This window comes from Rhodococcus sp. Ni2, from assembly GCF_021352185.1.
GTDB lineage: Bacteria > Actinomycetota > Actinomycetes > Mycobacteriales > Mycobacteriaceae > Rhodococcus_F > Rhodococcus_F qingshengii.
The window spans coordinates 2,128,758-2,154,015 of sequence record NZ_WOXZ01000001.1 but is presented as its reverse complement, the minus strand read 5'-3'; the positions used below and the strand labels follow the sequence as shown (position 1 = coordinate 2,154,015).

20 protein-coding genes are annotated in these 25,258 nt (G+C 61.9%); 8 read left to right on the top strand and 12 right to left on the bottom strand.

Annotated elements, in window-relative coordinates; genetic code table 11:
• Positions 1–612 precede the first annotated feature (612 nt).
• The gene (locus tag GN300_RS10530) at positions 613–5,028 is read left to right on the top strand and encodes an isopeptide-forming domain-containing fimbrial protein (protein ID WP_233405618.1); all 4,416 of its coding nucleotides are present in this window, start codon (positions 613–615) and stop codon (positions 5,026–5,028) included.
• A 79-nt stretch (positions 5,029–5,107) separates the two neighbouring features.
• On the opposite strand, the gene GN300_RS10525 is transcribed toward GN300_RS10530, so the two are convergent.
• The gene (locus GN300_RS10525) at positions 5,108–7,189 is read right to left on the bottom strand and encodes a PhoX family phosphatase (RefSeq protein WP_063315369.1); all 2,082 of its coding nucleotides are present in this window, start codon (positions 7,187–7,189) and stop codon (positions 5,108–5,110) included.
• A 234-nt stretch (positions 7,190–7,423) separates the two neighbouring features.
• Between GN300_RS10525 and GN300_RS10520 the strand changes: the two genes are divergently transcribed.
• From GN300_RS10520 to GN300_RS10490, 7 genes are all read left to right on the top strand, one after another.
• Complete coding sequence (locus GN300_RS10520) at positions 7,424–7,660, top strand: hypothetical protein (RefSeq protein ID WP_223304396.1); 237 nt, start codon at positions 7,424–7,426, stop codon at positions 7,658–7,660.
• The gene (locus GN300_RS10515; protein ID WP_063315370.1) at positions 7,657–8,595 is read left to right on the top strand and encodes an ABC transporter ATP-binding protein; all 939 of its coding nucleotides are present in this window, start codon (positions 7,657–7,659) and stop codon (positions 8,593–8,595) included. Before GN300_RS10520 ends, GN300_RS10515 begins: the two co-directional genes overlap by 4 nt.
• Complete coding sequence (locus GN300_RS10510; RefSeq protein ID WP_063315371.1) at positions 8,592–9,383, top strand: ABC transporter permease; 792 nt, start codon at positions 8,592–8,594, stop codon at positions 9,381–9,383. The genes GN300_RS10515 and GN300_RS10510 overlap by 4 nt, the downstream gene beginning before the upstream one ends.
• Positions 9,384–9,404: 21 nt before the next feature.
• Positions 9,405–10,547 carry a sensor histidine kinase gene (locus tag GN300_RS10505; RefSeq protein WP_037132536.1) on the top strand — a complete coding sequence of 381 codons (1,143 nt, stop codon included), beginning with the start codon at positions 9,405–9,407 and terminating at the stop codon, positions 10,545–10,547.
• Positions 10,544–11,158 (top strand): DNA-binding response regulator, encoded by a 615-nt coding sequence (locus GN300_RS10500; RefSeq protein ID WP_063315372.1) that lies wholly within the window; start codon positions 10,544–10,546, stop codon positions 11,156–11,158. Before GN300_RS10505 ends, GN300_RS10500 begins: the two co-directional genes overlap by 4 nt.
• A gap of 152 nt (positions 11,159–11,310) precedes the next feature.
• Entirely contained in the window at positions 11,311–11,718 is a 408-nt protein-coding gene (locus GN300_RS10495; protein WP_003945999.1) for a YciI family protein, read from the top strand.
• Positions 11,719–11,726: 8 nt separating this feature from the next.
• Entirely contained in the window at positions 11,727–12,911 is a 1,185-nt protein-coding gene (locus GN300_RS10490; RefSeq protein WP_063315373.1) for an RNA polymerase sigma factor, read from the top strand.
• Here GN300_RS10490 and GN300_RS10485 read toward each other — a convergent pair.
• The 11 genes from GN300_RS10485 to GN300_RS10435 form a co-directional block, all read right to left on the bottom strand.
• The gene (locus GN300_RS10485; RefSeq protein ID WP_003946070.1) at positions 12,897–13,643 is read right to left on the bottom strand and encodes an amino acid ABC transporter ATP-binding protein; all 747 of its coding nucleotides are present in this window, start codon (positions 13,641–13,643) and stop codon (positions 12,897–12,899) included. The genes GN300_RS10490 and GN300_RS10485 overlap by 15 nt on opposite strands.
• A gap of 4 nt (positions 13,644–13,647) precedes the next feature.
• Positions 13,648–15,465, bottom strand: a complete 1,818-nt coding sequence (locus GN300_RS10480) for an ABC transporter substrate-binding protein/permease (RefSeq protein ID WP_003946057.1) — start codon at positions 15,463–15,465, stop codon at positions 13,648–13,650.
• Between the two features lie 150 nt (positions 15,466–15,615).
• Positions 15,616–16,530 (bottom strand): SMP-30/gluconolactonase/LRE family protein, encoded by a 915-nt coding sequence (locus GN300_RS10475; protein ID WP_063315374.1) that lies wholly within the window; start codon positions 16,528–16,530, stop codon positions 15,616–15,618.
• Between the two features lie 31 nt (positions 16,531–16,561).
• Positions 16,562–17,761 carry a zinc metallochaperone GTPase ZigA gene (gene zigA, locus GN300_RS10470; protein ID WP_050655935.1) on the bottom strand — a complete coding sequence of 400 codons (1,200 nt, stop codon included), beginning with the start codon at positions 17,759–17,761 and terminating at the stop codon, positions 16,562–16,564.
• A gap of 98 nt (positions 17,762–17,859) precedes the next feature.
• Positions 17,860–18,498 carry a nitrile hydratase subunit beta gene (gene nthB, locus GN300_RS10465; RefSeq protein ID WP_042450645.1) on the bottom strand — a complete coding sequence of 213 codons (639 nt, stop codon included), beginning with the start codon at positions 18,496–18,498 and terminating at the stop codon, positions 17,860–17,862.
• 26 nt (positions 18,499–18,524) lie between these two features.
• Entirely contained in the window at positions 18,525–19,148 is a 624-nt protein-coding gene (gene nthA, locus GN300_RS10460; protein ID WP_042450854.1) for a nitrile hydratase subunit alpha, read from the bottom strand.
• A 73-nt stretch (positions 19,149–19,221) separates the two neighbouring features.
• Positions 19,222–20,787, bottom strand: coding sequence for an amidase (locus tag GN300_RS10455; protein WP_063315375.1), 1,566 nt, complete (start codon positions 20,785–20,787; stop codon positions 19,222–19,224).
• Between the two features lie 114 nt (positions 20,788–20,901).
• The gene (locus GN300_RS10450; RefSeq protein WP_042450634.1) at positions 20,902–22,308 is read right to left on the bottom strand and encodes a substrate-binding protein; all 1,407 of its coding nucleotides are present in this window, start codon (positions 22,306–22,308) and stop codon (positions 20,902–20,904) included.
• A gap of 44 nt (positions 22,309–22,352) precedes the next feature.
• Entirely contained in the window at positions 22,353–22,721 is a 369-nt protein-coding gene (locus tag GN300_RS10445; RefSeq protein ID WP_007735244.1) for a helix-turn-helix transcriptional regulator, read from the bottom strand.
• Between the two features lie 115 nt (positions 22,722–22,836).
• Positions 22,837–23,898: a phenylacetaldoxime dehydratase family protein gene (locus tag GN300_RS10440; protein ID WP_007735242.1), complete on the bottom strand. Its 1,062-nt coding sequence runs from the start codon at positions 23,896–23,898 to the stop codon at positions 22,837–22,839.
• A 204-nt stretch (positions 23,899–24,102) separates the two neighbouring features.
• Positions 24,103–25,083 (bottom strand): helix-turn-helix domain-containing protein, encoded by a 981-nt coding sequence (locus GN300_RS10435; RefSeq protein WP_047270147.1) that lies wholly within the window; start codon positions 25,081–25,083, stop codon positions 24,103–24,105.
• Positions 25,084–25,258: the final 175 nt, after the last annotated feature.

Sequence of the window (25,258 nt, the reverse complement as noted above, 5' to 3'; positions counted from 1 at the left end):
CTGAGTGTGGTCTGGATCAATTCGATCAATTTCGACGTGCTCGCACGGGTGATCGGACTCCATTCAGGACGGGGTTTCCGACCGTCGTTCGAGGGTCTGTGGCGCATCCAACAGGCCTTATCCATATTGGGCATTTGTCCAGATTCCGTACCTTCCTTGAGATTGGTCGTCACCCGATCTGGTCAGCGGAAACGTTGAATGTCATCGCGTTCGCCGCGGTGCCGCACTCCGAGGGCTGAATTGTCCGCTCGGACAACACTGCTCCTCGAAGCTTGTCCGATCTACGAACAAAAACGTCGATCGGTCTGCTTTGTCCGACTTTCGATGGGCAAGCTCCCGGTTATCTGTTATCTTGTTTCTGATAACTGGAAGGTTGCTCTCGATTTGCGCGGATTTCGAGGGCCAAGGTCCTGTTCAGGACGGCTCTTCCAACACGCAGGTGTTTCCGAAGAGGAGCTCGAATGACAGGACCGGCAACAGCGTCCGGTGTGAGGTCGATCAGCCGAAAACAGGCGCATCGACCCGAACCAACCGATCAACCGGGAGTTCGCGCCAGCGCTCTCGCATCTCCGTCCATCGAACATCGATCAGGCACATCCTGGGGAGTAAGAAATGCCTAACGACATACCGCCGACAAGGTCGGCCATATTCACCGCAGGGCTCCCGCCCTGGGTGCGAGCGTGGACGGTGGTATGGACCGCCATCGCGATGATTCTCGGTATCTCCGGCGCGACGGCAGTGGTTGCGTCAGCGCAGCCGGCCGCGACGCTCGGCGGCCCCGTTCAGGCTCAGGCGCCGGCTCGCGCCGCTGTTCTTCCGGATGAACAGCCTGCAAAAGGCTGCGCATTCAGCGCCCCCGGCACCGGTCCGTTCTCGCAGAACATCTGCTGGATCGATATGTCGACGCTCGATGCGGCAACGGCTGCTTCTGCGGCCGGGCAGTCGATGGAAATCCAGCTCACCGACGGTTACAAGATCAACTTCAAGGCTTTCCTCACCGACTCGGTAGCGGGAAAGACACACCAGGGGATCGAAACGAAGGCATTTCCCACGTTGCACTATGCAGCGTTGGGAACTTCCGCGTACACGGGTGTGCCGACGACGATCAAGCCGGCGATCTACCAAACCTCAGCCACCGCTGGTCAGTCCGGTGGAACAGTCTCGCTGAAGAACATCGTGATGACGGGGCCGAATGGCGCCGTCAACAACTACGGGCTCGTAGCAGCCGACGCCGAGTCGACAGACGCGAATATCAATACTACGAACGACCGTGAATTCCTCACTTTCAATTCGGACAAGCCTCTACGGCAGATCGCACGTACCGTCGGTGACGACAGTGATCCTGCCTACCCCGGAATTCGGGCCTGTGACGGTGGGCTGACGGGTATGCCAGCCAATACCGTCCGATGCGATTCGTGGAACAACGTCAATGGCCAGGGGCGCACGCCCGGAACGCTGGTCGTTGCATCGACTGCTCCGACAAGTTTCGCAGCCACTTTCGGAAATACCGTTCAGGCGACCTCGCGTCAGGGCCTGGCGTTCGGTGTGCTGCTGTCGAAGGTCAAGATCGACAAGGACCTCACGCGCGTCACCCCCGGTGACGATTTCACTATCGGCATGAGCACCGGACACCACGCTGATGCAGGCGCCGCTGCAGCAACCGAGATCAAGAGCACCACGACCGGTGCGACTGATACGACGGCATCGACTGGCTGGCGGACGCTCCTCGCAGATACCACGCCCACCCCCGTCACGTTCTGGGAGAAGCCAACTACCTCGGCGACCAAGACCGCGAACTATGCGACATCGTGGGATTGCCAGGTAAACGGCGTGACCCAGGCCCTCAGGGTCGGTGACGTTGCGCAGGCAGCACTTACACCGGGTGACAACGTGTATTGCAAGGTCAAGAACACCCCGGTTCTCGTGAAGAAGTCGTCGTCACCACCTACCGGTGAGACGGTCAATATCGGCCAATCGATCACCTACACTCTGAATTTCGAGAATCCGGGCACTGCGCCGGCAACGATCGACTACACGGACTACCTCGCCGACGTCATTGATGACGGAACAGTTGCGGTCGGTGCTGCAACCGGCGGACTCACCGCCGCATTGAACGGCGCCGACAAGATCAAGGTCGGCGGCACCTTGCCGGCCGGCGGCAAGGGGACAGTCACATACACCGTCACTGTCAAAGACGGCGGCAACAAAGTTCTGAACAACTATCTGGTTCCGGGGACTACAACTCCCCCCACAACATGTGATCCTGCAACCAATCTCTGCACGACGCATCCCATGCCTGGTTTCACGCTGACCAAGACGGCTGATCCGGTTTCCGGTTCGACGGTTCAGGCCGGCGACACCATTACGTACACCGTCACCGGTGCCAACACCGGCAGGACGGCCCTGACTCCCGCGACGATCACCGATGATCTGAGTGCGGTTCTCAACAATGCTGCTGTCGTTCCGGGCTCGCTGAAGGCGACCATCGACGGTGCTCCTGTTGCTGCTCCGACTCTTTCGGGCAGCACTTTGTCGTGGTCCGCGAATCTCCCGGCCGGTAAGTCTGTTGTTCTGACATACCAGGTGAAGGTCAATGCCGGCGTTGCCGCGGGAACGGTTCTGAATAACAAGGTCACCGGTACTGCGAAGCCGCCGACCGGTCCGGAGATCACTCCTCCGCCGGTGACGACCGAGCATCCGGTGAAGGTTCCGGGGTTCACGGTCGCGAAGGCTGCCGATCCTGCGTCGGGTACCAATGTTGCTGCTGGTCAGACGATCACGTACACCGTGACGGGTGCGAACACGGGTAACACGACTCTTGATCCGGTGGTGTTGACCGATGATCTGTCGAAGGTTCTCGACAACGCGGCGTTGGTGGACGGTTCGCTCAAGGCGACTGTTGACGGTGTCGACGGTGCTGCTCCGAGCCTGGCGGGTACGACGCTCTCGTGGACTGGTGCATTGGAAGCCGGTAAGTCGGTTGTTCTGACCTATCAGGTGAAGATCAACGATGGTGTTGCCGGTGGCACGTTGATCAACAACAAGGTCACCGGTACTGCGAAGCCGCCGACGGGTCCGGAGATCACTCCTCCGCCGGTGACGACGGAGCATCCGGTTCTGTCTCCGAAGATTGCTGTGGTGAAGTCTTCTGATCCGGTGTCGGGTTCGAATGTTGTTGCCGGTCAGGACATCAAGTACACGCTCACGTTCACGAACACCGGTAACGGTGCGGGTGAGGTGGCGCACTTCGATGATCTGCGTGGTCTGCTCGATGATGCTGATCTGGTTGCGGGCAGCTTGAGTGCTGATGCTCCGTTGACTGCTGCGATGGTCGGCACGGATGGTTTCTCGGTGACGGGATCCCTTGCGGCCGGTGAGACCAAGACGGTGACGTACACCGTCACGGTCAAGGCTGATGCCGATCGCGTTGCGGCGAATGCCGACAACACGGTGCTCAACTTCGTTGTTCCGGGGACGACTCCTCCGGTTGATCCTCCGGAGGTGTGTGATCCGGCGACGCAGCTGTGCACGACGCATCCGGTGAAGGTTCCGGGGTTCACGGTCGCGAAGGCTGCGGATCCGGTGTCGGGTACCAATGTTGCTGCGGGTCAGACGATCACGTATACGGTGACGGGTGCGAACACGGGTAACACGACTCTTGATCCGGTGGTGTTGACCGATGATCTGTCGAAGGTTCTCGACAACGCGGCGTTGGTGGACGGTTCGCTGAAGGCGACTGTTGACGGTGTCGACGGTGCTGCTCCGAGCCTGGCGGGTACGACGCTCACCTGGACCGGTGGATTGGAAGCTGGTAAGTCGGTTGTTCTGACCTACCAGGTCAAGGTCAATGCCGGTGTTGCCGGTGGCACGTTGATCAACAACAAGGTCACCGGTACTGCGAAGCCGCCGACCGGTCCGGAGATCACTCCTCCGCCGGTGACGACCGAGCATCCGGTGGATGGCACACCCGCGATCGAGGTACTGAAGTCCTCTGTTCCGTCCACCACGAACCGTGTGGTTGGCGGCCAGGAGATCACGTACACGCTCACGTTCAAGAATGTGGGCACCGCGGATGGTGAGATCAGTTTCTACGACGATCTGACCGATGTTCTCGACGATGCAGTAATGACGAAGGATCCGGCTACCACTTCCACGCTGGTTGTTTCGGGTGTCGTCGACAACGTCTTCACGGTCACCGGAAAGCTGGCCAAGGGCGAGACCGCGACCGTGACGTACACCGTCAAGGTCAATCCTGAGATCGGAACGTTGTCAGGTCCCGGATTCACTCCGGGTGTCCTGAACAACTACCTGGTGGTTGGTGGCGAGAACCCGCCAGTGGACTGTGTCCCGGGCGACGCTCTCTGCACCGAACACCCGATAGACCCGCCGGAGACCACCACTACGGTGCCGCCGACGACCACCACGACGCCGCCGGTCACGACGGAGCCCTGTGTTCCTCCGACGACGACCACGCGGATGGTTCCGACGACAACGGTTGCGACGACGACGGCTAGCGCGACCACTGCCGGTGACGCTGACGTGACCGGTACGGAGGAATCCACCGCGGAGGAGACCACCACAGAGGAGACCACGACAGAAGAAGTTGTCGCGGAAGAGATTGTGGATCCGTGTGGCGTGACGACAACGACGCCGCCGACGACAACGCCGCCGGTCACGACAGTTCCGCCGACCACGACGGTTCCGAACACGACGGTGCCGGTTACACCGACGATCATCATTCCCCCGATCGTCGTTGTGCCTCCGATCGTCGTACCGCCGACGGTTCCGGGTCAGCCGGTTCCGAGCACGGTTCCGGGACAGCCGAAGCCGCCGACAGCAAACCCGGGTCAGCCGGGTCAGCCGAAGCCGTCTGCTCCTCAGGGCGGGACGATCAACTCGGGTGGTGGCGCTGGTGAGAGTGGCGTGAACACCGGGTTGCTCGCAGCAGGTGGATTGGTTCTGCTGCTGGCGCTGGGAACGGGCGTTGTTCTCCTGACGCGTAAGCGTCGCGAGGACGGTGACAACTGATTCTCTTGAGAATCTGAGGTAAACGACGTGGGGCAGATCGCAGAGTATGCGATCTGCCCCACAGTCGTTTTCGTGTGTGTTACGAGCCGAGCCGAGATCCGTCCTTCTTCCAGGCTGCAACTACCGACGGGCGAGGCTGGGAAGAACCACCGTCTGGCCAATGGGATGCGGGGCTTTCGATGCTGGCGTCGTCGGTCTCGCCGGGGTGCTGGACGCAGACGATGACGCGCTTCTCGTCCACGATGGGGCCGCAGGTTTCGGCGCCGACGGGAACGGTGAGGAACTGCTTTGTCTCACCGCGGTTTTCGCCTTCGAGGACAACGCTGAACAGCCCGTCGTTGGACTTGAGTGCGTTGCCGTCGGTGGAGATCCACAGGTTGCCGTGCGGGTCGAAGGCAAGGTTGTCCGGGCATGAGATGGGGCTGACCTTGCTCTTGTCGAACCCGCCGAAGTAAGTATCGGCTGTGGCCGGATCTCCGCAGACGAGAAGAAGATTCCAGCCGAACGTGGTGCCGGGGTGGTCGTCGGTGATTTCGAGGACCTGGCCGTTCTTGTTGTTGTTGCGCGGGTTCGCCTCGTCGGCCGCGGCACCACCGTCGACTCCGCGCTTGGTGTTGTTGGTCAGTGCGACATAAACCTTGCCGCTCTTCGGGTTTGCCTCGAAGTCCTCGGGGCGGTCCATCTTCGTTGCCCCGACCTTGTCGCCGGCCTGGCGGGTGAAGACGGCTACCTCTTCAGCACTCATGCCGTCGACCAGCGATTCGCCCTTGCCGTCTTCGCCGGTGCGCAGGATGGCTACCCACTCGCCGGTTCCGTCGAACTTGCCGTCCGACGGAAGTTTGCCGCTGCCGTCGATCTCGCCGGCGGAGTTTCCGCTGAGCTTTGCGACGTACAGTGTTCCGGCGTCGAGCAGAGTCATGTTGTGGCGCATGGCTGCTTGACTCTTGCCGTCCTGCATCTTTCGGCTGGAGACGAACTTGTACATGTAGTCGAAGCGCTCGTCGTCGCCGCTGTAGGCGACGACGGTGCCGTCCGACGTGATGTAAATGGTGGCGGCTTCGTGCTTGAAACGTCCGAGCGCTGTGTGCTTGATCGGAGTCGACGACGGATCCCAGGGATCGATCTCGACGACGTATCCGAATCGGTTGACCTCGTTGGGTTCTGCGACCAGATCGAACCGCTTGTCGAAGCGTTCCCACTTGCGCTCGGAAGCGGCACCGGCAAGACCGTAGCGCTTCAGCCGTGCTGCCACCGTGGGATCGGTGACACCCTCGGCGTTCGCGAAGTACTGGTTGAAGTTCTCTTCGCCGGAAAGCACTGTGCCCCAAGGGGTAACGCCGCCGGCGCAATTGTTGAGGGTGCCGAGCACTTTGGTTCCCGTGGGATCGGCACTCGTCTTGAGGAAGTCGCTGCCTGCAGCGGGGCCGGTCACGACAAATTCCGTGGTTCCGGTGATGCGGCGATTGTTCGATCCGATCTCCGGTACGAGCTTGCCGTTGTCGGATTCGCCCTTGACCTGGACGACCGACAGTCCGTGGCTGGCCAGGCCGATCTTGAACTGCTCCTCGGTCGGGTTCTCCGCATCGTAGCCGCGGAACATCGCCGGCTCGGTGGAGTATTCGTGATTGACCACGAGTAGGTAGGTGTTGGGCTGCCCGTCGACCGGGAGCAATCCGGCGAAGTCGTTGTTGAATCCGAACTGCAGTTCCTGCGCTGCCGCAGTCTGCTTGTCGAAGTCGAAAGCCGGGGCGCCGGCGAGAACGGCGTCACCCCAGCGAATCACGACGGCTTGATCGTATCCGTCAGGGACGGTGACCTTGTCTTCCTTGTTGGGCGCGACGGCGCCGAAGTTCGTCCCCGCGGGTGTCGATCCGCTGCTGCTGCCGCTCGTCGATCCGGTTCCCGGTTCGGCACTTGCGGATTCGTCCGAACAGGCGACGAGGGCGCTGCCCGCTCCCACCGCGAGCACTGCCATGCCGCTGCCCCGGAGCAAGCCGCGACGACTCAGCGCCGTGCGTGCGATGTCGCGGAAGTACTCGCCGCCCGAGGTGTTGGGGACCTCGTGAGAGCACGCGTTTCCGCACTTGTACTGGCAGGTGATCGACGAGCGTGCAGACACGCCGTCGTGTTTGACGAACAAGGCCAAAGGCTTGATAGCCACCGTGAACTCCCGAGATTCGATGTACGGACTTCGGGAACCGTAGAAGCTCGAAGCAAGGGTAAAGGAACGTAAAAATGAACGGCAAAACAACGAGGTGACCCTTACCCGCGGTTTACGACGCGTCCCCGCGGGGACGTCGCATGACATTTGTCATCGCTGATCCGTGACGGTGTCACCGCAGGTGATGACGCTGTGCACTGTTTTCGGCTCTGACTTCCCGCGAAGCTTGGAGGCATGAGAGAACCACATGAGGGAAGCCTCCTGACGGACCTGATGGACATCGGACCCGCACCCACGATGGGCCGCGAACTTGTAGTGATCGTGGTGAACATCGCGATCGTCGGAGTGGTGTTCGCGATCATCGGCTCCAATCCGGTGTTCTGGATCCTTGTTGCCGCTCTCGCTGTCTATGCGGGTATTCGATTCGCGATCGGACTGCGCGGCTGGAACCGAGCGGAGGCGCAGCGATGAAGGGCGATCCCGTGATCGACGTAGTCGGAATGTCGCGGCGTTACGGCTCCGGCAAGGAGGCGTTCGATGCTGTTCGCAATCTGGATCTGAGTGTTCAGGAAGGCGAGCTGTTCGGCCTCCTCGGAACAAACGGTGCCGGCAAGACATCCACTCTCGAAGTGATTCAGGGCCTTTCGCGAGCCAGTGCCGGAACGGTGCGCGTTCTGGGCATGGATCCGGTGCGCAACCGCAAGCAGATTCGCCCGTCGCTTGGCATCATGCTCCAGAAGGGTGGCTTGCCCCAAGACCTGACTGCTCGTGAGAGTTTGGCGATGTGGGCCGGAACCTGCTCGAATCCGCTGCCCGTGGACGAGGTGCTCGAGCGCGTGGACATGCGTGACCGTGGTGATACCCGCGTGAAGTTCCTCTCGGGAGGTGAGGCCCGGCGACTGGATCTGGCGTGCGCGATCATCGGCCGGCCACTCGTACTGTTCCTCGACGAACCGACTACTGGATTGGACCCCGAAAGTCGGCGTAACACTTGGCAATTGATTGCTGACTTGAAAGCGTCGGGCGTCACCATCATGTTGACGACGCACTACCTCGACGAAGCCGAGTCCCTGTGCGACCAATTGGCGATCATGCACCGAGGATCGGTGGTGCGCAGCGGAACCGTGGCGGACGTCGTCGCGGATCATCCCGCCCAGATCAAACTGCACCGTCCCGGTCTTCCGCTCCCAGCGCTGGCCGGCGCCGAGGTACGCGTCGAAAACGATCTGGTGGTGATCACCACTCGCACAGTGCAGGAGACGCTGACGGAACTGCTGCTGTGGGCACAGCACAACAACATCCTGCTGACCGGCCTGGATGCCCGCGCGGCATCCCTGGAGACCGTATTCCTCTCCATTGCAGACCAATTCGATCATCACGCAGCTCTCGAAGGAGCGTCGGCATGAACCGCATAGCAACCCTGTCTCGTTCGGAGTTCACGCTCCTGGGACGAAATCGACTGTTGCTCTTCAACGCAATCGTCCTCCCGTTGATCTTTCCCGTGGGAATGCTGTACCTCTCACGCGATGGCGGGTTGTCCGACAAGTCGGTGTCGGCAGGCCTCGAGGTGTTTGCACTCTTCCTGCTCGTGTTCGTGGTCTTCTACAACCTCCTGTCGGTGTACGCGACGCGTCGTGACGAGTTGGTTCTCAAGCGACTACGGACCGGGGAATGCAGCGACGCCGAGATCCTCGCGGGCCCGGCAGTGCCGTCGTGGGTTCTCACCGGCCTGTTGACGGTGGTGATCGGAATCGCCGTGATGGTTCTGGGCGGTAGTGCTCCGGTCAATCCGGTCCTGGTGCTGGTCGCGGTGATCGGCGGCGCCGCGCTCTTCACGGCGCTGGCGTTGATCACTTCGGCTGTCACGCGAAATTCAGAGGCGGCGCAGATCACCTGCATGCCGATTCTGATTCTGGCGACGGCAGGTATGTCCTCGATCAGGAATGTCGTGCCGGACAACGTTGCTCGCATTCTCGATTTCACTCCGCTGGCCGCAGTAGTGGACCTTCTCAATCTCGGATGGCTGGGGCGGACCACTGGCGAACTGGCTGATCTGGGCGATGCGCCCGGTGCGGCAGCGGGATTTGTCGACACCTTCGGTTCGGCTGCGCAACCGCTGTTGGTCATGCTGGCGTGGATCGTCGGTTCGGTTCTGATCGCGAACGTCCACTTCCGCTGGGAACCGCGTTCGTAGAACTCTGAGAAGGTAGTGGGCATGATCGCGCAGAACTTCGGACGCTGGAATCCGAGACGGACGTGGCGAACCGCGTCGAACGTCGACAAGGTTCGCCTCTACACGCGGCAATCGTTCATCATGGTCGCAGTGGTTTTCGGTGGCTTCGGTGCGGTCACCGAGATAGTTGCGGATCGGTACCTGTCGGGTGTCTTCCTCGGAATCAGTGCCGTTGCGTGCGTCATCGCCGTGTCTCGGATGCCTGATCTGGGCGGAGTCGTGGCCAAGCCCGTCCAGATTCCTCTTGCCGTGATGACGTTGTCGGCGTTCTGCTCGGCGGGAATTGCCTTGGGAAGCAATGGCGAGAACGGCCCGTACTTCTGGCTGGCGGCAATCCTTGTCGTGCCCCTTGCGGGGTTGACGTCGTTGCGCTGGCTGATCGTGGGCTCGGTGGCCGCCGGGGTTGTACTGGGACTGCTTGCGGGTCCGGAAAGCGGCGTGTCCGTCGGAATCGTCGCCGCCTTCATGGGGCTGACCGTCTACATGTCGGTGTGGCTGCTGCGGATGGTCACCGAATTGGATGAGGCACGCGGAGCCGCTGCCGCTCTGTCCGTCGCCGAGGAACGGTTGCGATTTTCACGCGATCTCCATGATGTCGTCGGGCGGGCACTGTCTGCAATTGCGGTGAAAAGTGAACTTGCAGCTACTCTTTCACGACGCGGCGACGATCGTGCCGCCGCGCAGATGGACGAAGTACGCGAACTTGCGCAAGATTCACTCGACGAAGCGCGCGAGTTGGTTCGGGGATACCGGTCCATCGCCTTGGCATCGGAGCTGGCCGGTGCGCAGTCTCTGCTCGAGGCCGCCGGAATCTCCACTGCGATACGTGGATCGGCAGATCAGCTGCCGGTGGAACTGGCCGAAGCTGCCGCCTGGGTCGTCCGTGAAGGCGTCACCAACATTCTCCGGCACTCCAGTGCCGAGAATTGCAGCATCGAAGTGTTCGCGGACGGCGTCGTGATCGCCAACGACGGCGCACGGATCGCAGAGCCGAACAACGGAACCGGCCTGAACGGATTGCGCGAGCGCGTCGGCGCCGTCGGAGGAACTGTCGAAACCGTGCAGGACGAAGATCGCTTCACCCTCACCGCCCACTTTCCGTCCCGAACGAAGGAGTCTCGGTGACCGAGCCGATCAAGGTACTGCTGGCCGACGACGAGAACCTGATCCGCTCGGCTCTGGCCATGATGTTGTCGCTCGAGGACGACATCGTTGTCGTCGCGGAAGCCGAATCCGGCGAGGATGCCGTGGTCGCTGCTGTAAAACATCAACCTGACGTAGCCGTGCTCGACCTTCAAATGGCAGGTATCGACGGCATCGAGACGGCGCAACAGATTGCGCAGACGGTCTCGGGGTGCGTCTCGATCATCGTGACGAGCCACGGGCGTCCCGGGTATCTGAAGAAGGCACTGTCAGCAGGCGTCCGAGGATTTCTGCCGAAGACGACGCCTGCGGCGACGCTCGCCGAGGTGGTCCGCAGCGTCCACGCGGGCGGGCGGTACGTCGATCCGTCGTTGGCTGCCGAGGCAATCGGCGCCGGCGACTCACCGCTTACTCCGCGCGAAGCGGACGTACTCGAGTACGCGGCCGACGGAGCATCCATCGAGCAGATCGCTTCCCGGGCACACCTCTCGGCAGGAACCACCCGGAACTATCTGTCGTCAGCTGTCACCAAACTCGGTGCTGCCAACCGGCACGAAGCAGCGGTGATCGCCCGCCGGCAGGGGTGGATTTAGGGCCTCCGGCCCCGTGCGCCTTTCTGGTTGCGGGCACTACCAAAAAGGCGCACAGGGCCGAAGGCCCTGCGATGTCGAGAATCCCCGACTTGCTTCGTCCCTGTAGTGAAGTGCGACCAGAATGGGTGGCACCGACACAGAGGAGATTCACGATGGCCAAGTACTTGCTGCTCAAGCACTACCGCGGCGCTCCGGCTGCAGTCAACGACGTGCCGATGGACCAGTGGACGCCGGACGAGATCACTGCCCACGTGAAGTACATGCAGGACTTCGCGGATCGGCTCGAGAAGGCGGGCGAGTTCGTCGACGGTCAGGCTCTCGCTCCTGAGGGCACCTTTGTCCGATACGACGGTGAGGGTCGCCCCCCGGTCACCGACGGTCCGTTCGCGGAAACCAAGGACCTCATTGCCGGCTGGATGGTGATCGACGTCGACAACTACGACCGTGCCGTCCAATTGGCCGGCGAGCTCTCGGCCGCGCCCGGCGCAGGCGGGAAGCCGATTCACGAATGGCTCGAACTGCGCCCGTTCCTGACCGAGCCGCCGACCATCACGGACTGAAACCTGTCATGGACGACGCCCTGCTTCGGAGTCTGACTCCGAGCGTGCTCGGCATCCTCGTCCGCCGCGGAGCAGATTTCGCGTCGGCCGAGGACGCCGTGCAGGACGCTCTGCTCGAGGCGGTCAGGGTCTGGCCGGACAACCCGCCGCGGGACCCGAAGGGCTGGCTGGTCACGGTGGCCTGGCGGCGATTCCTCGACGGGATCCGGTCGGATGCGGCTCGCCGTAAGCGGGAGTTTCTGGCTGACGAGCAGCCAGGCGAGCGGCCGGTCAGCGGGTCGGTGCCGGGCGTGGACGACACACTCCAGCTCTACTTTTTGTGCGCGCACCCGTCGTTGACGCCGTCGTCCGCCGTCGCACTCACGCTGCGCGCTGTCGGCGGGCTGACCACCCGCCAGATTGCGCAGGCCTACCTGGTGCCCGAGGCGACTATGGCTCAGCGCATCAGCCGAGCCAAGCGCACGGTCTCCGGCGTCCGGTTCGAGCAACCCGGCGATGTCGCCACCGTCCTGCGTGTCCTCTATCTGGTCTTCAACGAGGGGTACTCCGGCGACGTCGACCTGGCTGCCGAGGCCATCCGGCTCACCCGGCAGTTGGCGGCCGCGATCGATCACCCCGAAGTCGCAGGGTTGCTCGCACTGATGCTGCTCCATCACGCTCGTCGAGCCGCGCGAACTGCCGCGGACGGCAGTCTGGTTCCGCTAGCCGAGCAGGATCGCAGCCGGTGGGACACCGATTCGATTGCCGAAGGAGTCGCAATCCTCCAGTCAGCTCTCGCTCGCGACCGACTGGGTGAGTTCCAGGCCCAGGCCGCCATTGCCGCACTCCATGCCGACGCTTTCACAGCAGACGGGACCGATTGGGTGCAGATCGTGGAGTGGTACGACGAACTCGCAGCCCTGACCGACAGCCCGATCGTCCGGCTCAACCGAGCGGTGGCGGTCGGCGAGGCGGACGGGCCACGCGCCGGCTTGGCAGCTCTTGCAGCGCTCGACGATTCACTTCCACGCCATGCCGCAGTCGAGGCCTATCTCCGTGAACGCGACGGAGACCTGGAGACGGCGGCGAGGTTGTATGCCGATGCAGCGCACAAGGCATCCAACCTCGCCGAACGTGACCATCTGATGCTTCAGGCGTCGAGGATCAACGCCCGTCGATCCCCTGCAAGCGCCCCTGAGTCAGAGAACCTGTGAGAGGAACGCCTGCAGTCGATCTGTTTCGGGATCGTCGAAAAGCTGTTCCGGAGTACCGGTTTCGACTACGGCGCCGCGATCCATGAACAGCACCTTGTCGGAAACGGAACGCGCGAAACCCATTTCGTGCGTCACGACGACCATGGTCATGCCGGACTTCGCGAGATCGGCCATCAATGCCAGAACACCCTTGACCAGTTCGGGGTCGAGAGCTGACGTCGCCTCGTCGAAGAACATGACCTCGGGCTTCATCGCCAGGGCGCGGGCAATGGCGACGCGCTGCTGCTGACCACCCGAAAGGTTGCCGGGCCGCGAGTCGGCCTTCTCCCTGAGCCCCACCAGATCCAGCTGCTCGAGCGCGAGCGCCCGAGCTTGCTCCTTCGACAAACCCTTGAGCTTGTTCGGCCCGAGTGCGATGTTCTCGGCGACGGTCTTGTGTGGGAACAGGTTGAAGTGCTGGAACACCATGCCGATCCGCTGGCGTAGCTCGTCGGGGTTGTCCTTCAGGACGGACTTCCCGTCGAGCAGCACGTCACCCTGCTCGGGCTCGTGCAGACGGTTCAGCACGCGCAGGAGCGTCGACTTGCCCGAACCGGAGGGCCCGATGACGGTGACGGTGTTTCCGGCGTCGACGTGCAGGTTGACGCCGCGAAGCACCTTGTTGGTGCCGAAGGACAGATGCAGGTCCTTGCCGGTGAGCGATACGGACTTCAGTTCAGAGCTGGTGGTCATGTCCTCAGCCCCTTTCCACGACGATGGCCTGCTCGAGCGGATCCAACGTGCCTGAAGTGTCGGCGCGTCCGGTCCGGAGTCGGTTGTCGATGTAGTTGACGAGGTGCGTCAGCGGGATGGTCAGAGCAAGGTAGAACAAGCCTGCCGCAACGAGCGGGGACAGGCTGCCGGTCTGGGCGTTGAGATCACGTCCGACGGCAAAGAGTTCCCGCTGGGTGACGAGGAGACCGAGGAAGTAGATCAGCGACGAGTCCTTGATCAGCGAGATGAACTGGTTCATCAACGCCGGCAGAACGCGTCGTACACCCTGCGGGATGACGACCAGCGACATGGACTTTCGGTAGCTGAAACCGAGGGCACGTGAAGCCTCGAGCTGCCCGGACTCGACGCTCTGGATTCCGGATCTGAAGATCTCACCGATGTATGCCGACGCGAGCAGGGACAGCGCCGCGACACCGAGCCAGTACGGATTGCTACCGGTGATTCCCTTGACGATCGGTCCGACGCCGAGCCCGATGATCAAGATGATGACGACTGCGGGCAGGCCACGGAAGATGTCGGTGTAGACGCGGGCCGGCCAGCGCAGCCAACGGGTGCGCGAGATACCGGCGACAGCGAGCAGCATGCCGAGGATCGTGCCGATGATGCCGGACGCGAGCGCAAGGATCAGGGTGTTGGGAAGACCGGTCTTGAGGAGATCGGGGAATGCCTTCTTGTACAGATCCCAGTCGAAGAACGTGTCCTTGAGCTGTTCGAGCGTCGACTTCGGTTGGTACGACGCGGTATCGCCACCGTCGCCGTTTGCTGCGTTTTCCGCGGCAATGGCTGCGAAGTCGGGCAGTTCCGGAGTGGCCGCGGCCTTGGATCCGGGCTTCCAGCCTTCAGGGAGTTGGCGCGGTACCCAGTCGGCGTACAGCTGAGACCAGGTTCCGTCGTCGATGACTGCGTCGAGGCCGGAGTTGAGGGCGTCGATCAGCGGCTGGTTTTCCTTGTTCACCGCCCAGCCGACGAAGTTGTTGACCGAGAAGGTGTTCTGGATGATCGAGGTCGGGTCACCGGGAGCGATTGCACCTTCGGCCTGCTGAGACGGAGCTACCCAGGCGTCGATCTGTCCGGACTTGAGGTTCGCGTACGCCGTGGCGTAGTCGGGAAACTTCACGGGATCGAGCTTGAGCGTGTTCACGACGTAGTCGTCCTGCACGGTTCCCTGCACGACGCCGATGCGCTTGGAGGCATCCAGGTCTCCGAAGCCGGTGATCGGGCTGCCGTTAGGCACGACGAGGGAGAAGTATCCGAAGTCGTAACCGTTGGTGAAGCCGACGGTGTTGCGACGGTCGTCCGTGGTGGTGATGGACGACGAGCCGACGTCGAAGCGTCGACCGGCAACCTGGGCGAGAAGCCCGGCGAACTCGGTGCCGACGAACTCGACCTTCAGGCCCAGCTTGTCCGCGACGGCCTTCAGCAGCTCGTTGTCGTATCCGGTGTACTGATTCTCGGAGTTGACGCAGATGCTCGGGGGCGCGTCACCGAGCGTGCCGACCGTGATGACCCCGGGTTTGATCAGATTCAGCTTCGAGGTGTCGATCTGATCGACCGGGGTGACGGTGGCCGTGGTGTAGCGGTCTTCGGCGCCCGCACCCGCTGCCGCGTCCAGATTGGTGGGCGCCGCGGTTGCAGCTCCCACTCCTGGAGGTGCACACAGGTCTGTGGGGGCTGCCGACGAATCCGAGCCACTCGAGCACGATGACAGAGTCAGCGCCAGGAGGGCAGTGAGGAGCAGTGCCACCACCAGGCGGATCTTCGCTGCGACGGAAGAAAACATGCGTGCAGCGTAAACCTAAGGGTAGCCATTTCTCCGTGTAGAACTGTTGACAGTTTTCGGACAAGGGGCCGTTGCGCTGCGGGCATGCCTTCAAATCAGCGTGATTTTAAGTATCGCCAGGTCGGGAATCTCGTGCCGAAGAGATCGGCGTCAGCGGACGGGTGCGAGTTCGACGCCCGACGGAGGTACCAGGCGACGCAGCGTTCCGTCGAAGCCGGTGACGTAGAGCGCCCAGCCGTCGCCGTCCTGTCCTATACGCACTGAACTCGGCCCGTTCCACCCACTCGACAGACCCGAAGCGACGACGCAGGAAGTGCCGGTTTCAGGGTGTACGCGATAGATCGAGCCTTCGACGTGAGCAGCGGCGTAGAGCATTCCATCCTGCGACATGGTCAGATCGTCGAGGCCGGGTATCAGGCTCGGGACCGTCGCTACAACTGTCCACGCGTCAGGGGTATCCAAGGGCACTCGAATGATCTGACCGGTGAACAGGTCATCGGTGTACACGGCTCGATGATCCGGACTGAGCGCGAGTCCCTCCGAACGCGGCACTGTCGACCAATTGGGCACGACGGCTCCGGAGTCGTGCAGATAGCGCGAGACGCCCTTTGGCGGACCTCCTTCTGTTCCGACCCACGTGGTCAGCAGATCGCCGTCGGGAAGCCGGAGCAGGCCGTTGCCCGCGAAGTCGACGGGTGCGGACAGCTGATCCGTCGAGGTGTCCAGGTGCCACAGCTTGCCGTCCTGTCTGGTGAGGAAGGACAGCCTCGAACCGTCGAGTTGCAAACCGCCAGGGGCAGCCATGTCGTCGAGGACAGTTCGTACCTGTCCTGCGGCGTCGACGTGATAGATCTTCGACTCGCCGGAGAGGTAGAACCCGCCGTTGTCATCGGGCTCGAGGTTTTCGAGCTGTTCCAACCCTTGCGCTACGGTTTCGACCCGCCACTCGCCGCACATCGGCGCGACTGTCCAGGTGGCCCCCGCCGGCGTAGCTGCGGCCACGGTCCCGGCTGCGATCGCCGCGACGATCAACAACGCCCGAGTTCGGTTGCGTGATACCCCCATTGCGCACAACTTACGGCAAACCGGACCAATATCAAACGGTCTGGTCGGTATAGCCGACGCCCAGGGGGTCGCTCCAGGTGGTCCACACGTCTGGCCCGAGTTCGATCTCGGCTGTGGTGAGTAGACACGCGTCGAGTTCTCGGTGCAGTCGAGACGGGTCGATGGCTTGGCCGATGAAGACGAGTTCTTGTCGGCAGTCTCCGACGGGTTCTTCCCATTTGTCGAGGATTCCGTCACGACGGTAATCGTCGGCCGGCCACTCGTCACGGGGTAGAAACTTCCACCAACGGCCGACGTATCCGTGGCGAATGAGATGACCGGCCTGAGAAATACTCCCGATCTCGGTGAACCGGCCGGCATTCCAGTAGTAGCCCTTGGCCCGAAGTAACTTTCCGTTGGTCCACTCGCTGCTGAGGAAATCATGCAGCCGTTGGGGGTGGAAGGGTGCGCGCTCGCGGTACACCACCGAACTGATTCCGTACTCTTCGGTTTCGGGGATGTGTTCACCTTGGAGTTCTTGTAACCATCCGGGGGCCTGTGCAGCCTTTTCGAGCGAGAACAAACCGGTGTCGAGAATCGTGTCGAGTGGGATGCGACCGAGCGTCATCGGAACTATCGCAGCGGATGCGTTCAAAGAGCGCAGGACTGCGGTCAATTCGACCAGGTGCTGGTGCGAGACGAGATCGGCCTTGCTAACCAGGATGACGTCGGCAAATTCGATCTGATCGACAAGCAGATCCGCGATGTCTCGTTCGTCTTCCGGGGCATCGGCTTCGACGCGGCCACCAGCCGTGTAGTCGCGCAGAAAACTGTGGCCGTCGACGACGGTGACCATGGTGTCGAGTCGGGCGACGTCGGCGAGGGCGTGGCCGTCGGTATCGATGAATGTGAACGTCTCTGCGACGGGCAGCGGTTCGGAGATGCCCGAAGATTCGATGAGTAGGTAGTCGAATCGGCCATCGGCGGCCAAGGCACTGATCTCGGAGAGAAGATCCTCTCGCAGGGTGCAGCAGATGCAGCCGTTGGTCATCTCGACCAGTTTCTCTTCGGAGCGACTGAGCGAGATCTCACGCTCGACTTCTGCACTGTCGATGTTGATTTCGCTCATGTCGTTGACGATCACCGCGACCCGCCGACCCTCTCGATTTCGCAGGATCTCGTTGAGTAGTGTCGTCTTCCCGGCGCCCAGGAAACCTGACAGCACCGTGACCGGAAGTCGTGTGTCGACCATGATTTCCAGTGTCCTTCCGAATGAGAGAATTGCTGTGATCAGGCGGCGGTCACGCGAAACGCTGTGATCGCGTGACCGCCGCCCGGAATGTTGGACGATCAGGCCGCAGGCTCGAGGTAACCCTCGAAAAGGTCGACTACGACGCTGCCGCCGTCGGTGTCGCTACCGAACAATTCCTCGGCGGCGAACTTCACGTGGTACGTCGGTTCTTCGCCGGCGTCGTTGCGCCCGTGGCCGATTGCGTCGGGAAACGGCCACTTCTCGCTAGTCCGATGAGAGATGGTTCCCACTCGTCCGCGGCAGTACGCAGGCATTCGAATATGCCCCGGAACGTACTCGTCGCGCACGCGTACTCGCTGACCGATTTCGAAGGTGGTCGTCTCGACGGGTGCCGGCCGCCCTTCGGATTCGCTGGGCCGCGACAGTGGGAACGGTCCCCCTGCAAGGCTTTCGAGTTCCTCCTGCGTCAGGATTCCCTTTTCGACCATCAGTGTCGCGACGCCGATGACGTACCTCTCGTAGTACGGGGTCATCATGTAGTGGCGTGGTTCCATCCGCTCGACGACGTATCGAACTTCGTCGACGCTGAATGCCCCGAGTTCGGCGACACCGGCGAACATCAGGCTGTACGGCAGGTGTTCCCACTCGGCGTGGAAGGTGGGGCCGATGTCGGCGTTGACGGTATGCGGGACTTTGCCGAAGCCTTGAACTCCGGCAAGATCGTGTACTCCATCCATGGTGTGCTTCTTTCTTGTCGGGGTGATCAGACGGTGGGGACCTGCGGGACTGCGACGCCGATCAGGCAGTCCTTGGTGACGATCTCTTGAAGCTGTTCCTGGCTCCAGCCTTCGGTGCCTGCTGGACGTTGCGGGAGAACCATGTAGCGAGTTTCGGCGGTGGTGTCGTAGACGCGGATCTCGACGTCCGACGCGATCTCGGTTCCCATCTCGGAGAGAACCTTCCGTGGCTCACGCACCACTCGCGCACGGTATTCGAAACTCTTGTACCAGGTAGGGGGCAGGCCGAGAATGGGCCACGCGGTGCATGAACACAACGAGCACACGATCACGTTCTTGAGGGTCGGGGTGTCTTCGACTGCCACGATGTACTCGCCCTGGGGGCCCAGGTATCCGTACTGGGCAACCGCGGCGGTACCGTCGGTGAGAAGCAGTTGCCGGAACTCGGGGTCGGTCCACGCCCGCGCGACCAATTCCGCTCCGCGCCTTGGACTGAAGTCCTCCTCGAAGGTTTTCTTCCATCCTTCGACGTAACCGTCGGGTACCAATCCCTTACCGTCGAGTGCGCGGAACAGTGCCCACGCCCGGTCGGAGACCGGCGCCTGGGCCGGTGCGGCGTTCTCCGTTGTGTGGTCGATCGTTACTGACATCTGGTTCACCTTTTCTATGCGGGCTGATCATGTGTGAATCGGTGGAATTTGTTGTGCAAGTGCGGATACAGAACTAGGTGAGGCTGAGTTGTGGTGCAGAGTCGGAGATGTGGTCGGCAGGCGTCGGAAACGCGCCGCGAAGCTTTTCGAATGCGCGCCCGACCCGGAGGACCGTCGCATCGTCGAAGGTCTTGCCGGTGATCATCATTCCGACCGGAAGCCCGTTCACCAGGCCGGCGGGAACGGACAGGGACGGGTGTCCGGTCACGTCGAATGGTGCTGTGTTGGCGATCATCCCGAGAGCCTTCGTGATGAAGGTTGCACGATCCACGTCGTTCGCCGGCAATTCGGATGCGACGTAGGGCAGTGTGGGCATCACCAGGACGTCGAATTGTCTCAAGGCAGTGTCGTAGGCGGCGCGGGCGAGCGGTACGAGGTTCCGGGCTTTGCCGTAGCTCGCGCCGCCGAGGGTGGTGATGCCGTGGTGGCCGGTCAGGGCCACCAGTTTGACGGTTTCGGACAGAGCGTCGGCGTGCTGAAGGCGTCGAGAAGCAAAGTGTGCCATCAGTTCCGGATCGTACAAACCTTCGGCGTTCATGCCGTATCCGTTGCCGTCCAACATTTGGTAGGCACCACCGTCCGTGGCGATCACGTTCCAGATGTGGAAAGCATGTAGGTGCCACGGAATGTTTACTTCCTCTACCGTGCAACCGATTTCGGCCAGACTGTGTGCCGCTTCGCGGACTGCGTCGTCGACCTCGGGCTGTGAGACCGCGTGCCCGAAACCTTCTCGAACGATCCCGATTCGCAGACCATCCACATCGGAGTCGAGGGTGGACAGATAGTCACCTGCTTCGACGCTGTCGGCTTGGCGTGGGTCGTTACCGTCGCGACCGGCGATGACCGAGAGCATCAGTGCGGCATCGTGGACCGTGCGTGTGATCGGGCCGAGATGGTCGATTGTTCGCTCGATGGGAAATGCACCGGTATACGGGACGAGCCCGAACGTCGGCTTGTGTCCGACGACGCCGCAGAATGCCGCCGGGATCCGGATCGATCCGCCCTGATCCCCGCCGATGGCAAAATCGACGTCACCGTTTGCGACGAGAGCCGCACTGCCACCGGATGATCCACCTGCTTCACGCTGTGGGTCCCATGGATTGCGGACCGGTCCGCTTGCCGGTGTGAAGCTCGAACCGGAGAAACACAGGTCCTCACACACAGCTTTGCCCGCGACGGTTGCACCGGCCGCCAGTAGTCGAGTGACCACAGTCGCGTCGCGAGACGGAGTGAACCCCTCTACTGTCCGAGACCCGTTCATCATCGGAACTCCGGCCACGGTCACGTTGTCCTTGATCGCCACGCGTCGGCCGGTCAGGACGCCGTCCGACGTCGGCGGGATGCTTGTGGTCACATACCAAGCGCTCAAAGGATTTTCGCTCGCTGTTGGCACCGTGTGCTCACGTGACGTGGTCGGCGGGGTTGCCTCGTCGGCGTACAACTGGTCGACGACGTCGTAGGAGCCCAGTGCTCCGTCGATCAGTGCCGGCCACTCGAGCCGGGCTGATTGGTCGAGAGTGATGCCGTAATGCTTTGCGGCGGTGTCTATTGCATTGTCGTCAGGTCGGATTGTCGCCATGAGAAGTGTGCTCCTGATGTGATCGGCTTCACTTGTCTTTCAGACTAGGGCCGGATCCATAATTGCGTCAATAGGTATCGACATATTGACTCGTTAAGTTCGGGTTACGCGCGCTCAGAGAGAACGGGGGTACAGGCGCCCACGGCGTGATTCAGCGAGCAGAATCGGTCGATGCAGTGGAACGCCGTTGTTCGTAGAGCTTTTCGACGTCGTGACAAGCTGCCGAAGTACTGTTTCCGGATCGCCTGCGGACGTTCGTTCGACGGCGCGTGCGTAAGCGACGATCGCTTCGTACGTTGTCTCCGACAGGGAACTGAGCGGAGGCAGGAGTTCGTTCGAGCTCGCGCTGTATCGCTTTTCGAGGTCGTGATCGCCGGCTGCGGATTGAAAGTAGCCGAATGCCGCCCAGACTCCGTCGGCATCGGAATTGCCGATGAGCTGCTGAGTGGCCTCGTCGAGGACCAATGCAAACGTCCGCGTGGTGGCCCGCAGTCCGTGCTGGGCGCATTGTCGTTCGAAGAAGACCTCGTCATGGCCCACCAGGGTGGAAAGAATCAGTTCGGCCCCGGAGTCGGCTATCGACTCGATGATGCGTGAGAAGTCGGTTGTCCCCAACGGTACGTAGACTTCGCCGGCCACCGAACCTGTGGATTCGGCGATCACACGCCGGGCCGCCCAATGCGCACCGAACGACCACGAATACTGCTGGCCGACCAGGAACCAAGTGCGAGAACCGGTCTCGGACATCATTGCGGGTATACCCGCTCGCGTCTGGTCGAGTGGGCGCTCACCCAATCGAAGGACTCCCGGACGCGATCGACCTCCCTCGTTGAGAACTGTGTGCACCAACAGCACACCGGTGTTCTGCAATGCAGATGCAGCGGCATTGAAGGTCGACGATGTCACGCACGCGAAAACGGCGCGACATCCGCTTTTCACCAATCGCAGTGCGGTCGCCGCTCCGGCCGCCGAGTCGGAAGCGTCATCGCCGATCACCAAGTCGACGAGAACGCCGCCGACGCCGCCGTCGGCATTGATTTCTTCCACGGCCAGTGCTGCGAGTGTTTCTGTCGCCTGGGCGAATACAGCTGCCGGGCCGGATTTGCTGACCAGCAGCCCGATCCGATGTCGGTCGGAACGCGGAGGTTCGGGTGGAGCGAATCCGCGCTTGTTGGCAAGCCAGGAAATGCCGTCCTGATCGAGGCTGGACTCGAGAACGATCCGGGTCCCGGCGCCGTCGGGAAAGAACCGGATCGTCAGGCGGCCGCGCCACGGTTGGTGGTGCACGATCACGACCGATCGGCCCCGCTTCACGCCGGCGACGTATCCCAACAGCGTGATCGGCATTCCGACTGGATCTGCGCGTGCGCCGTCGCCGACGGGAAGGGAGATGGCGGCAGCGGCCCCGACCGTCAGTTGCTCACATTCGAGTTCGAGCAGTTGCCCCGTTTCGAGGCGCTCGAAGGCTGACCCTGGTGGGTCGGTCGTCACGATCTGTGCCGTTACGGAGAGACCTGGCACGTTCTACTTCCTGCCTGAAATAGGTGCTGGGGCTCAACAAGGCCTCACGCTCGGCGACGCACCGATGCGACGTCTGAATCCTCAGTCGCAGTGGCCGGCAACTCGGAGGCGTTCGAACCTGCTTCCAGCGCTCGCCCGAGGACGTCGCGCAGGAACTGGAGTGCATCGTTGGCGGGCCCCGATGGATCTATCGAGAACAGGCGATGACGTCCTTGACGCCGTTCGACGATCACGCCGGACAACCGCAGCGCCTTGAGATGTGTGGATACCGTGGTGCGACCGACCGTCGAAATTTGATCGCTGATGAAGCCCGCGTTGCACTCGCCGTGGGTAGCCAGCGTGTCGAGAATCTGTCGACGCACTTGGTCGGCCAGCACAGCAAACGCCAACTCTTCGTTTCGTTGAGTAGTCACTGTCTGCTGTCCGCGCTTCCTCGATGGTCTCTACTGAGATATGTCGACACCCGTCAACATATCTCGAGTTGCCTCCGAGGGAAAGAATGTGGCCGAAGATTGCCGGCGACTTCGGTCAGTGCTCGGCGGTGATCACCGCGTCGCGCAGCATTCCGGTCCCGGGATGGCAATTGATGTACTCGTAGAGCTGATCGGCGGCATCGAATACCGAGACCTCATGGTAGAGACGCAATTTCGACAGGCCCTCGGCCACCCGGAAGAACGTCGTGAAGATCCGTAGATGGGTCGGGTGGGATTCCGACCACCGTTCGAGTTGGTCGAGGGAGGCCCAGTGGCCGATGTTGTAGCTCAAGTCGAGGAAGTTTCCGTCGATGTCGATATTGCGTACGAATCGGTTGCTGTAGCACCCGACGGCCGGGCCGTTGTCGCGGAGGAAGTCCATGCCCGATTGAAGAGTGGGCAGGATTTCGTCCAGGTAGAGGCTGCGCTCGTCTGCTTCCGCGTCGGCCCAGTCCTGCCCGGACCTGATCAGTGCGATGTTGTCGTGTCCCCGCACTACTACGCGTCCACCTACGGCGGGGTCACCGGCGACGACCCGTAGTTCGCCCGAGGCCTGCATCCAGTCGGTTTGGGAGATCGGAAACCGCTCGCGCATCGAACCCCAGTAGCCGTGCTCGTTGATTTCGCCGCTGACACCGTCCATGACAGCTCCCACTCCGGGGAGGTCGTCTTGGAACGCGTAGAGCGTTTCGAATTGTTCGGCTCTCGGTGCCACGATCTCGCGGAAGAACCCCAATCCGTCCGACAGGCGGTCTTCGGACTCCCACCAGGAGGACACTGGAGGTGATGTGCTCCAACGATGTTGGGAAGAAACATCTTTCCAGTAACCGACCACGATCAGGTTCTCGTAGCCCTGGTTGTCGATGTGATGGGTGAGATCGTGGTGTGCCGGTCCGTCCGGCAAGTCGAAGCCGGCGACGATATCCCGCATCGCCCGCAGTGCTGCCGGGCGCTGATCCTCGCCGCGGAACTGCACGCCGAGATAGCCCATCACGACCTGGTGCAATGTGTCGTCTGCGCGCCCGACCCACATGGGAAACGGTGGCGTATAGGTATCCGGGACCCGCCTGGTCAGAGTGCGCGGGCATTGAAGGTGTTCGCCGATTGCAGATTCCATGAGTGCTCCCTGTGATGTAGGTGGTCGAATCGGGTGCCTGGCACTTGGCAACGCCGTGCCGAAAATCTACGCCCGCTCAGCCGAGTAAACTTGGCCGTCAGCGCCCGATGCTTGGCCTACCGTGCCAAGAATTGTGGATACGCTTCGGCGACAGAAAATTTTGAACACCATGTTCAATGGGTAAGTGTCCGAAGATGTTACAGATCAGCGGGTAGTACTTGTGGGGGCCGCTGCTTGCGACCGGTACCGCCGCGGGCTGATCCCGAATTCCGCCTTGAAGGCCCGACTGAAGGCGGCCAGGTCGGTGAATCCCCAGCGGTGAGAAATCTGGGTCAGCGACCGCTCTACTCCGTGTCGTTGCACGATCTCACGACGGCAACCGTCGAGTCGACGGCTGCGAATCGACCGTGACACCGTCGTGCCGTGTTCGGCGAAGGCTCGGTGCAACTGCCGAATGGAGACTTTGACCGATCCCGCGATGTCCACCGGAGACAGGGCCGGGTCTGCGATGCGGGCGTCTATGACCGACAGGGCGGATTCGTAGAGGCTGGTTCGCCGCGAGGTGATCGGTCGCGCAGTTGTGTGAAGAACGGACTTGACCAGGTTGCCGATCTCGTTGACGACTTCCTCTTCGTCTCCGCTTGCGTCGGACGTCATGCGGACGGAGGCAAGATCGTGAAGAAAGCGACCGAGCAGGCCACTCAGGCCCGCGTGTCCGTCGAAGGCGATGGCGGTCAGGCTCGTGACCTCCGCGTCGCTGAGCGACAGGTACGACCGTGGCCAGGTGAACACCTCGAGTCCCCAGATGCCGTCGTGTGCGTGTCCCTCGATCTGCCAATCGAAGGGGCGCGTGGTGTCGTACAGGACGTAGTCGCCACGTCGCAGGACGCATTCGCGGTCGTCTTGGCGCACTACCGCGCTACCGCGGCGGATCATCCCGATCTGCAGATAGTCCGCGCCGTCGCTTTTGATGAGGCTGTTGCTACGGACTATTCGTTGTTCCATCGATTGAACTGCGGATACCCGAACGTGTGCGAGTTGGGCCGAGTGGACGGCCCCGCTGAATCGATCGCCGTCTCCGATATCGGATACGTCGAGCGCGACAAAATGCTCGCGCAACAAATCTGCCCAGTCGCCCGTGAGAGTCGTGCGTGTGGGCAGGGAGAAGCCGGATCGCGCGAGCATTGCAGGGCGCCTCCTCGCAGAAAAGCCGAAGTTCTCGGGTGCTCGATGTTCAGAGAGTAATCCCGCACATCAGACATGTCGATAGAAGTCGACATGTCATCGCGTCGGGAAGAAATTGTTTGCCATACAAACAACGCCGAGTTATTGTTTGTCGTACAAACAAGTAGGAGTTCGT

Excerpts from the sequence above, each read along its gene's own strand:
- GN300_RS10440 (WP_007735242.1), bottom strand. The coding sequence starts at position 23,898 with ATGGAATCTGCAATCGGCGAACACCTTCAATGCCCGCGCACTCTGACC.
- GN300_RS10510 (WP_063315371.1), top strand. The coding sequence starts at position 8,592 with ATGAACCGCATAGCAACCCTGTCTCGTTCGGAGTTCACGCTCCTGGGA.
- GN300_RS10475 (WP_063315374.1), bottom strand. The coding sequence starts at position 16,530 with ATGGGGGTATCACGCAACCGAACTCGGGCGTTGTTGATCGTCGCGGCG.
- GN300_RS10435 (WP_047270147.1), bottom strand. The coding sequence starts at position 25,083 with ATGCTCGCGCGATCCGGCTTCTCCCTGCCCACACGCACGACTCTCACG.
- GN300_RS10530 (WP_233405618.1), top strand. The coding sequence starts at position 613 with ATGCCTAACGACATACCGCCGACAAGGTCGGCCATATTCACCGCAGGG.
- GN300_RS10480 (WP_003946057.1), bottom strand. The coding sequence starts at position 15,465 with ATGTTTTCTTCCGTCGCAGCGAAGATCCGCCTGGTGGTGGCACTGCTC.
- GN300_RS10515 (WP_063315370.1), top strand. The coding sequence starts at position 7,657 with ATGAAGGGCGATCCCGTGATCGACGTAGTCGGAATGTCGCGGCGTTAC.
- zigA (WP_050655935.1), bottom strand. The coding sequence starts at position 17,761 with ATGGTCGACACACGACTTCCGGTCACGGTGCTGTCAGGTTTCCTGGGC.
- GN300_RS10455 (WP_063315375.1), bottom strand. The coding sequence starts at position 20,787 with ATGGCGACAATCCGACCTGACGACAATGCAATAGACACCGCCGCAAAG.
- GN300_RS10495 (WP_003945999.1), top strand. The coding sequence starts at position 11,311 with ATGGCCAAGTACTTGCTGCTCAAGCACTACCGCGGCGCTCCGGCTGCA.
- GN300_RS10505 (WP_037132536.1), top strand. The coding sequence starts at position 9,405 with ATGATCGCGCAGAACTTCGGACGCTGGAATCCGAGACGGACGTGGCGA.
- nthB (WP_042450645.1), bottom strand. The coding sequence starts at position 18,498 with ATGGATGGAGTACACGATCTTGCCGGAGTTCAAGGCTTCGGCAAAGTC.
- GN300_RS10490 (WP_063315373.1), top strand. The coding sequence starts at position 11,727 with ATGGACGACGCCCTGCTTCGGAGTCTGACTCCGAGCGTGCTCGGCATC.
- GN300_RS10520 (WP_223304396.1), top strand. The coding sequence starts at position 7,424 with ATGAGAGAACCACATGAGGGAAGCCTCCTGACGGACCTGATGGACATC.
- nthA (WP_042450854.1), bottom strand. The coding sequence starts at position 19,148 with ATGTCAGTAACGATCGACCACACAACGGAGAACGCCGCACCGGCCCAG.
- GN300_RS10485 (WP_003946070.1), bottom strand. The coding sequence starts at position 13,643 with ATGACCACCAGCTCTGAACTGAAGTCCGTATCGCTCACCGGCAAGGAC.